This is a genomic window from Nostocoides jenkinsii Ben 74 (genome assembly GCF_001046875.1).
In the GTDB taxonomy this organism is placed as follows: Bacteria; Actinomycetota; Actinomycetes; order Actinomycetales; family Dermatophilaceae; genus Nostocoides_A; species Nostocoides_A jenkinsii.
This window is the reverse complement of the sequence record NZ_HF571038.1, coordinates 1,325,438-1,332,968: the sequence shown is the minus strand read 5'-3', so window position 1 is coordinate 1,332,968 and position 7,531 is coordinate 1,325,438. Positions and strand designations below refer to the sequence as shown.

Sequence of the window (7,531 nt, the reverse complement as noted above, 5' to 3'; positions counted from 1 at the left end):
GGTGCAGCGTGCCAGGGCGCTGCTGCTGGCCGGGGACGGGATGGCGAACACCGCGATCGCGGCGCAGGTGGGCGCGACAGTGAAGACGGTGCGGGCGTGGCGGGAACGGTTCGTAGGTGAGGGTCTGGTGAAGTTCGCGCAGGTCAAGGAGGGCCGGGGTCGCAAGGCGACGATCCCGCAGGCGAAGATTGAGGAGATCGTCGATCTCACGCTGCATTCCAAACCGGCGGGCGAGACGCACTGGTCGTGCCGGACGATGGCCGCGAAAACGGGCGTGTCGTCCTCACAAGTGCAGCGGATCTGGTCGGCCCGAGGGCTCAAACCGCACCTGGTCGACACGTTCAAGTTGTCCAACGACCCGCAATTCGAGACCAAGCTCGTTGACGTGGTGGGTTGTACCTGAACCCGCCCGAGCAGGCGATCGTGCTGTGCATGGACGAGAAGAGCCAGATCCAGGCGCTGGACCGCACCCAGCCGTCGCTGCCACTGAAGCCCGGACGAGCCGGCACGATGACGCACGATTACAAGCGCAACGGCACCACGACGCTGTTCGCCGCGTTGGAAGTCGCCACGGGAAAGGTGATCGGACAGTGCCTACCCAAACATCGTCACGATGAATTCCTGACGTTCCTGCGAAGGATCGACCGCGCCGTGCCCGCCGACCTGCAGGTGCATCTGATCTTGGACAACTACGCCACCCACAACCACGCCGACGTGACGAAGTGGCTCACGAAACACCCCCGGTTTCACCTGCACTTCACACCGACCTCGTCGTCATGGCTGAACCTCGTCGAACGTTGGTTCCGGGATCTGGACCAGAAGGCACTGCGCCGCGGCGTGTTCAAGAGCGTCCCCGATCTCATCACCGCGATCGAGGACTACCTCAACGCCCACAACGACCAACCTCGACCACTGGTCTGGACCGCATCAGCCGAGTCCATCCTGGAGAAAGTCACCCGCGGCCGAGTCGCCCTCAACCAGGTAACCAACACTGGGACAGACCGCTAGGTCCCGACCGGGCTACGCCCGCGACGGCGTATGGGGAGTGGCCCCCCGCATGAGCATCGCCCCCATGACGGCGATCGCCGCTGCCCACAACGGCCAGCCGAGGGCGATTTTGGCGGCGCCGAGCGCCGCAATATTGCCGGCGAGATAGAGCGGGTACATCACTGCGACCCGGATCGCGAACATCGCCACCATCACCAGCGTGAGCCGCCCGCACACCTGGACCATGCTCGGGTCGCGGCGCCACCGCAGCGGATCGGTCTTGGCCTCCGGATCGCCCGCCCCAACCAGGAAGCCGATCAGCGGATACCGGGTGAGGACCGAGACGAGGGTGCCCACGGCATACACCGCATTGATCATGATGCCGGGGAGGAAGGCATCCTCGGCCTTCCCGCTGCGCAGGGCAAAGAAGGCGGCAATGGCAGTCGCGAAAACAGCCGAGAGGACGTACTGAAGGCTCTGCCGCTGCGCCAACCGCAGCCCCGCCAGGATCACAGCCGCGACACCGGCGGCGATCAGGCTGGGTCGCACCTCTTTCGTCAGGGTCCAGCCCGCCACGAATGCGATGGTCGGCAGCGCCGTCTCCAGGGAGCCGCGCCACCCGCCGACAGCCTGCGAGAGGCGGTGGCGGATGATCTCCTCAACCGTCTCGGTGCCATGGATGGGGGCGGTGCTCACTCGGCTCTCCTGGGCAAAAGTTCATAGGCCGGGTTGAAGATCGTCGGCCGCTCTTCGCGATAACAAACCCGGCCGGTGGCGCGCAGGAAGGTCCCCGGCTCGATGCCGCGGATCTTGCGCCGACCCAACCACACCAACACCAGAACCTGGCTCCCGTCATCGAGATCGACCACGAGCGCCGGGACCGTCGACTGTGGCCGAAGCGTCACCGACCGGACCTTCCCGGCCACCGTGGCAACCTGCCGATCCGCTAGCGCGGCGATCTCGTGGGCCCCCGTGGAATGCGACCGGCGGCGCACATCCGCAGCCTCCGCCTCATCGGCCGTCTGAGTGAAGCGTTCGCTCAGCCGCCGCAGGAGTCCCCCACCGGACATCTAGTGGACCTCGGTGATCTCGGGTCCACGCTCGAAGGGATCGAGGCTCGGGGTCGCGGGCTGCGCCGGCTCCTCGGTGGTCGTCTCGGGCAGTCGCAGCGGCAGGAGCTCGCGCGGCGCCATCGGGTGGGCGCCCCGCACCACGACCAAGCCCCGCAACGCCTCGATCACCGGATCGACACCCTGGGTGTCGAGGGCCGCGCGGCCAGAGACCACGGCCCGCACGAACCAGCGCGGGCCTTCGATGCCCAGAAAGCGCGCGGGGGCGAAGACCGTCCGCCCCTCAGGGGACACCTGGGGCAGTCGAACGCGCAATTCGGACCCGAACTCGCCGTCCTCCTGCTCGACGGTGCCGCCGGCGGCGACGATCGACGCGGCGAGCTCTTCACGAATCTCGTCCCACTGCCCGCCGGAGCGGGGCGCCGCGAAGGCCTGAACCTGGGCCGCCGACTCCCCGACGATGAGTTGGATGCCGGCGATCGTGTCGGTCTCCTGATCCATCTCGATGCGCAACTCAAGCCCCTGCGTCGGGCTGATCAGCAATGAGCCGAGGTCGAGGCGGCCGACCGTGAGGTCGACTTCGCTGGCATCCCACGGCCCTTGTGGCCGGCCCGAGGTGGGCGTGGCGTCGGGGGTCTCCGAAACCGCCTCCTCTGACGCCGGGGTGTCGGCGGTGCGACGGCGGAACAGACTCACGGTGGTCCTCACTTGCGTTCTGAACAAAACAACGGCGTGCGTATGGTGCGTGCCCGGCCCGGCCGTGTCACCCGGCTTGGGTGGGTGCGGGGAAGCCGCCGGTCGAACCGTGACCAGTGTCTCCCCGCGCGGTCTCCGGAAGCGAATCGACCTCCGTGAAATCGGCCCGAGCGACCTCCTGGAAGACGATCTGGGCGATCCGGTCCCCCGGCGAGATCGTGATGGAGTTGCTTGGGTCGGTGTTGAGCAAATTGACCAGGATCTCGCCGCGGTACCCCGCGTCGACCGTTCCCGGGGCGTTGACGATGGTGATCCCGTGCTTGGCGGCCAGACCCGAGCGGGGATGGACGAGGCCGACCCAGCCGAGCGGTATGGCGAGCGCGATCCCGGTCGGCACCAGGGCCCGCTCGCCGGGGGCCAAGGTCAGCTCGGCGACCGCCGACAGGTCGGCCCCCGCATCGCCCGGGTGCGCGTAGTGCGGGTGCCGGGCCTGCGGGTGCAGCAGCCGGACGGGGACGTCAATCCGCGTCTCGGCGCTCGCCTCGGTGGTCACGTCGACTTCGCCCGGTCTCGGTCTCTGGGTGGGTCGCTGAAGCTCAGGCCGCGCACTCCGAGCAGACGAACTGGCCGCCCTTCTCGGACGCGAGCTGGCTGCGGTGGTGCACCAAGTAGCAGCGTGAGCACGTGAACTCATCGGCCTGCCGGGGCACGACCCGAACCGACAGTTCCTCGCCGGAGAGGTCGGCGCCGGGGAGTTCGAATCCCTCGGCCTGCTCGGTCTCGTCGACGTCGACGCTCGAGGTCGACTTGTCGACCCGGCGTGACTTCAACTCCTCGATCGAGTCCTCGGAGAGTTCGTCATCTGTCTTGCGCGGTGCGTCGTAATCGGTTGCCATCTTCTCGCCTTTCGTCCTTGCTGTCCCGGTCGCGCAGTAACCACTCCCGCGGGGGCACCGTCGACCTCCCGGCTAACGTTTCCTGCTCTGCTTTTGTGCCCGCGGCGCGCATTGTGCCCTATTCCGCTGCATCCGTCACCCCTCGGGGTGCTCTCAGTTTCTGTCTGACCGTATGCCGAGACCGCCCGGCGCTGCTCCGGGGGTGCCGTCGTGGGCAATTTCATGGGGCCGGATGCGGTCCGACTTTCTCGTGGATCGCCTGCAGCAGGAGGTTCAGGTCGTTGGCGCACGCCCCGCCCGCGATCACGAAGTCGCGTGAGGCCGGCGCCCCATCCAGTCCGCTCACGGTGCCCCCTGCCTCCGTGACGATCAGCGAGCCGGCCGCCATGTCCCATGGGTTCAGTCCGCGCTCGTAATAGGCGTCCAGACTGCCGTCGGCGACGTGGCAGAGGTCGAGGGCGGCGCTGCCGAAGCGTCGGATGTCGCGCACACGGGGAAGCAGCGGGGCGAGGACGCGGGCCTGCCACGCGCGTGTCGCCGGCTCGTAGCCGAACCCCGTGCCGATCAGGGCCAGGGACAAGTCCCGCTGCGTCGAGACCCCGATCCGCGTGGCGCCGAGCCGGCCGCGCTGACGCGACGCTCCCCCGCCCGCGCGAGCCCAGAAGCGTTCGCCCGAGACGGGGTTGACGACGGCCCCGGCCACGGGCGTCCAGGCGCCCGGCGTCCGCGGGTCGCCGACGACGGCGGCGACGGACACGGCATACGCCGGGATGTCGTAGACGTAGTTGACGGTGCCGTCGATCGGATCCACGACCCAGGTGATCCCGCTGGAGCCGGCGCGGTTGCCGTCCTCCTCGCCGAAGAAGGCGTCCTGCGGTCGGTATGCCGCGATCCGCTCCTCGATCAGCGCCTGCGCGCGGCGATCCATCTCCGTGACGACATCGGTCGGGCTCGACTTGGTCGCCGACACGCCGGCCTCGGCGCGTTCGGCGATGAGCAGCGCCGCCTCGGAGGCGACGCCCAGGGCGAAACCCTCCAGGTCCCTGAGCAGGGCAGCGTCGAGGCGTAGGTCGGTCATCGGTCGGTTCCTTCAGCGCCCACAGAGCGCGGGCAGGTCGGCGCGGAGGTTGCGGCAGCAGTCGGTGGGGCAGGCGGTGGCGGAAACGCACCCGGGGGCCTCGCCGCGGGCCTCGGCGGCGCGGGCGAGCGCGAGGTCGGCCAGCATCGCGACGAATTGGGGGTCCGTCCCGACCGTCGGCGTGCGGACGGTGGCGACCTCGACCGCTTCGGCGCGCTCACGCGCCTGGACGTCGAGGTCGTAGCGAACTTCCATGTGATCACTCACGAAGCCGATCGGGACCAGCGCGATCCGGCGTACGCCGGTGGTCGCGAGTTCCTCGATGCGATCGCCCACGTCGGGTTCGAGCCACGGCTGGTTCGGCGGGCCGGAGCGGGAGCAAAAGACGAGGTCGATCGGACGCGCGACCCCGGTGCGCTCCGCGAGGCGCGCGCCGAGGTCGATGGTGACCTCGGCGAGCATCGTGGAGTAGGCGTTGCCGCCGCTCTCCGGGGGTCCGGATGCATCGTCCATGGCGAGCGGGATCGAATGGGCGACAGTCAGCACGTGCTCGACCCCGCTGGCCGCGTCGATGGCCTCGCCCGCGAGGCGCGCGAGGGTGTCTCGGAAGGCGGGCTGATCGCCATACGCCTCGATCTTGTCGATGACGAGGTCGTGGCCGTGGGCGGCTCGGGCGAGGTCCTCGCGGTACTGGCGGCAGGAGGAGTAGGACCGGTAGGCGCTGGTCAACAGCACGAGGATGCGCCCCGGGGACAGCTCGGCGAGGACGTCCTCGACGAACGGCGGGGTGTTGCGGTTGGCCAGCACGACGGGGATGTCGACGCCGCGACCGGCGAACTCGGACGCCAGCGCCGCCACAAGGGCACGATTCTGCGCGTTGATCGGGCTGACGCCGCCGAACAGCGCATAGTGCGCCCCCACCTCGATCAACCGCTCATCGGGTATGCCGCGCCCCGCCGTCACGCGGCGCAGGAACGGCAGCACCTCATCCGGCCCCTCGGGACCACCGAAGGACAAGACGACGCAGGCATCGTAGGGAGCGAGGGGGTGGCCAGACACGGGGCCACCGTACTCGGCGGGAGCCGGGAGGCGGTCTGGCAGGGGGTCTGGGTAGGGCGAGGTGGAGGAGCCGGACTGAGGGCGGCAGGGTGGGACGGCGGCGTGGGAGTGCCGCGCTGACAGCGCGAACATGGCAAAGTCATGCCGACACAATTTGCTCGTCGGCGGCCCGAGCCGCCTCGACCAGGAAGTTCCACGAGACGATGCAGAACCTACGGTTCATTGGCGTCCACGAGGACGGGCGGTTCGCGCTGCTCGCCGACGAGGACGGCACCCGGTATCGGCTTCCCCTCGACAACCGGTTCCGGGCCGCGGTGACGCGCGTCGCGGCGAAGGCGACCCGAGAGGCGGCGCTGCCGACGCTCACGGCGCGCGAGGTCCAGTCCCTCATCCGGGCCGGCGTGAGCGCGGAGGATGTGGCGCAGCGCGCCGGGTGGGCGCTGAGCAAGGTGGGGGTCTTCGAGGCTCCCGTGCTCGCCGAGCGGGGGCACGTCGTGGGCCTGGCCATGAATGCACGGCTGCACCCACGCGGTGGCGGCGAGCCTGAGCTGCTGTCCACGCGAGTGGAGCGCCGCTTGATCGGTCGCGGTGTTGCGGCGGACCAGACCGAATGGGACGCCACCCGGCCGGTCGACGGCGATTGGCACGTGCACGTGCTGTTCACCGCCGGAGGTCGCAATCGTGAGGCGACCTGGCGTTTCGACCACGCGGCGGGTGTATTGGAGGCGCAGGACGACGAGGCGCGCTGGTTGTCCGAGGACGAAGGCGCGGGCGGGCACGTCCCGACGCCGCCGCGCTTCACCGGCGAGGTTGTGTATGACGTGGACGCCGCCGGCGGTGTCGTCGCCGGTGACCTGGGCATCGACGAGCCGGAACACCCGCGCAGCGGCGAGACCGACGCCCTGCTGACGGCGCTGCGCGAGACGACTCACGCGAGTGGCCGGCGTGGCCCGCGGCGCCGCGGTCGGGCTGGCGGTAGCACGTCGGCGGGGAGCAGCGCGGCGGGAGCCGCCGCGGCCGGAGCTAGCGCGGCCGGGACTGGTTCACCTTCGGGGACCGCGCAGGCGGTGGGGTCACGCGGCGGTGTCTCTTCGGCCGAGGCGGGCTCGGCCGCCGTCGACATTGCCGGGGCTCCCCCGGCCGGTTCGCGGGGAGTCCCGCCCGCGGGCTCGCGCGGGGAGGACGCGCGCGGCATACCGCAGTTGCCGTTGGAAGACATGGCCGACCCGGAAGCACCCGCCCAGGAACAGTTGGAGGAAGTGGACGCCCCTATCGAGAGCGGGAGCATCGCCGAGCCCCAGGCCGACGACGCCCAGTCGACCAAGCCGGAGCCTGCCCAACCCCAGGCGGACGAACCCCAGGCGGACGAACCTGAGGCTGACGAACGCGAGGTGGTCGAACCGGAGGTTGTCGAGGATGAGCCGACTGCCACCGACGATGCCGAGGTGGAATCGGCGGGCGTCGAGGGCGCCGCAGCCGACCAGGAGCTAGCCCCCGACGCTGCCACCAGCAGCCCTGCACCCAAGCCAACTCTCCCGCCGAGCAAGCGGCGCGGCCGGGTCGGGGTTCCTGACTGGAATGACGTGATGTTCGGCCCGTCTCGCGGCTCCTCCGACTAGCCCGCCGCGCTCTCCTCCCTTGCACCGGGGTATGAGCGGACAGATGGAATACCTATCCCGGCCCACCGGGCCGGTCACAAGCAGGGCGGGCAGCCCGGCTGCAGATCATTGGTATTCCAAATGTCC

General features: G+C 69.8%; 8 protein-coding genes and 1 pseudogene. 2 read left to right on the top strand and 7 right to left on the bottom strand.

Annotated elements, in window-relative coordinates; genetic code table 11:
- Positions 1–1,008: pseudogene (locus BN13_RS06130) on the top strand (IS630 family transposase); the annotation flags it as partial.
- Positions 1,009–1,020: 12 nt separating this feature from the next.
- Here BN13_RS06130 and BN13_RS06125 read toward each other — a convergent pair.
- The 7 genes from BN13_RS06125 to BN13_RS06095 form a co-directional block, all read right to left on the bottom strand.
- On the bottom strand, positions 1,021–1,683 hold the full coding sequence (locus tag BN13_RS06125; protein WP_048545291.1) for a DUF3159 domain-containing protein: 663 nt from the start codon (positions 1,681–1,683) through the stop codon (positions 1,021–1,023).
- Positions 1,680–2,057 (bottom strand): OB-fold nucleic acid binding domain-containing protein, encoded by a 378-nt coding sequence (locus BN13_RS06120; RefSeq protein WP_048545289.1) that lies wholly within the window; start codon positions 2,055–2,057, stop codon positions 1,680–1,682. Before BN13_RS06120 ends, BN13_RS06125 begins: the two co-directional genes overlap by 4 nt.
- Positions 2,058–2,753 (bottom strand): DUF3710 domain-containing protein, encoded by a 696-nt coding sequence (locus BN13_RS06115; protein ID WP_048545288.1) that lies wholly within the window; start codon positions 2,751–2,753, stop codon positions 2,058–2,060. It abuts the gene before it with no gap.
- A gap of 67 nt (positions 2,754–2,820) precedes the next feature.
- Positions 2,821–3,306: a dUTP diphosphatase gene (gene dut / locus BN13_RS06110; RefSeq protein ID WP_235433954.1), complete on the bottom strand. Its 486-nt coding sequence runs from the start codon at positions 3,304–3,306 to the stop codon at positions 2,821–2,823.
- A 43-nt stretch (positions 3,307–3,349) separates the two neighbouring features.
- Positions 3,350–3,649 (bottom strand): DUF4193 domain-containing protein, encoded by a 300-nt coding sequence (locus tag BN13_RS06105; RefSeq protein ID WP_048545286.1) that lies wholly within the window; start codon positions 3,647–3,649, stop codon positions 3,350–3,352.
- 220 nt (positions 3,650–3,869) lie between these two features.
- Positions 3,870–4,727 carry an inositol monophosphatase family protein gene (locus BN13_RS06100; RefSeq protein ID WP_048545284.1) on the bottom strand — a complete coding sequence of 286 codons (858 nt, stop codon included), beginning with the start codon at positions 4,725–4,727 and terminating at the stop codon, positions 3,870–3,872.
- Positions 4,728–4,739: 12 nt separating this feature from the next.
- Entirely contained in the window at positions 4,740–5,786 is a 1,047-nt protein-coding gene (locus tag BN13_RS06095) for a ferrochelatase (protein ID WP_048545282.1), read from the bottom strand.
- Between the two features lie 203 nt (positions 5,787–5,989).
- Between BN13_RS06095 and sepH the strand changes: the two genes are divergently transcribed.
- The gene (sepH, locus tag BN13_RS06090; protein WP_048545280.1) at positions 5,990–7,405 is read left to right on the top strand and encodes a septation protein SepH; all 1,416 of its coding nucleotides are present in this window, start codon (positions 5,990–5,992) and stop codon (positions 7,403–7,405) included.
- Positions 7,406–7,531 lie beyond the last annotated feature (126 nt).

What these genes read in the sequence shown, in the direction of transcription:
- sepH (WP_048545280.1), top strand. Translation starts at nt 5,990, where the DNA reads ATGCAGAACCTACGGTTCATTGGCGTCCACGAGGACGGGCGGTTCGCG.
- BN13_RS06120 (WP_048545289.1), bottom strand. Translation starts at nt 2,057, where the DNA reads ATGTCCGGTGGGGGACTCCTGCGGCGGCTGAGCGAACGCTTCACTCAG.
- BN13_RS06100 (WP_048545284.1), bottom strand. Translation starts at nt 4,727, where the DNA reads ATGACCGACCTACGCCTCGACGCTGCCCTGCTCAGGGACCTGGAGGGT.
- BN13_RS06105 (WP_048545286.1), bottom strand. Translation starts at nt 3,649, where the DNA reads ATGGCAACCGATTACGACGCACCGCGCAAGACAGATGACGAACTCTCC.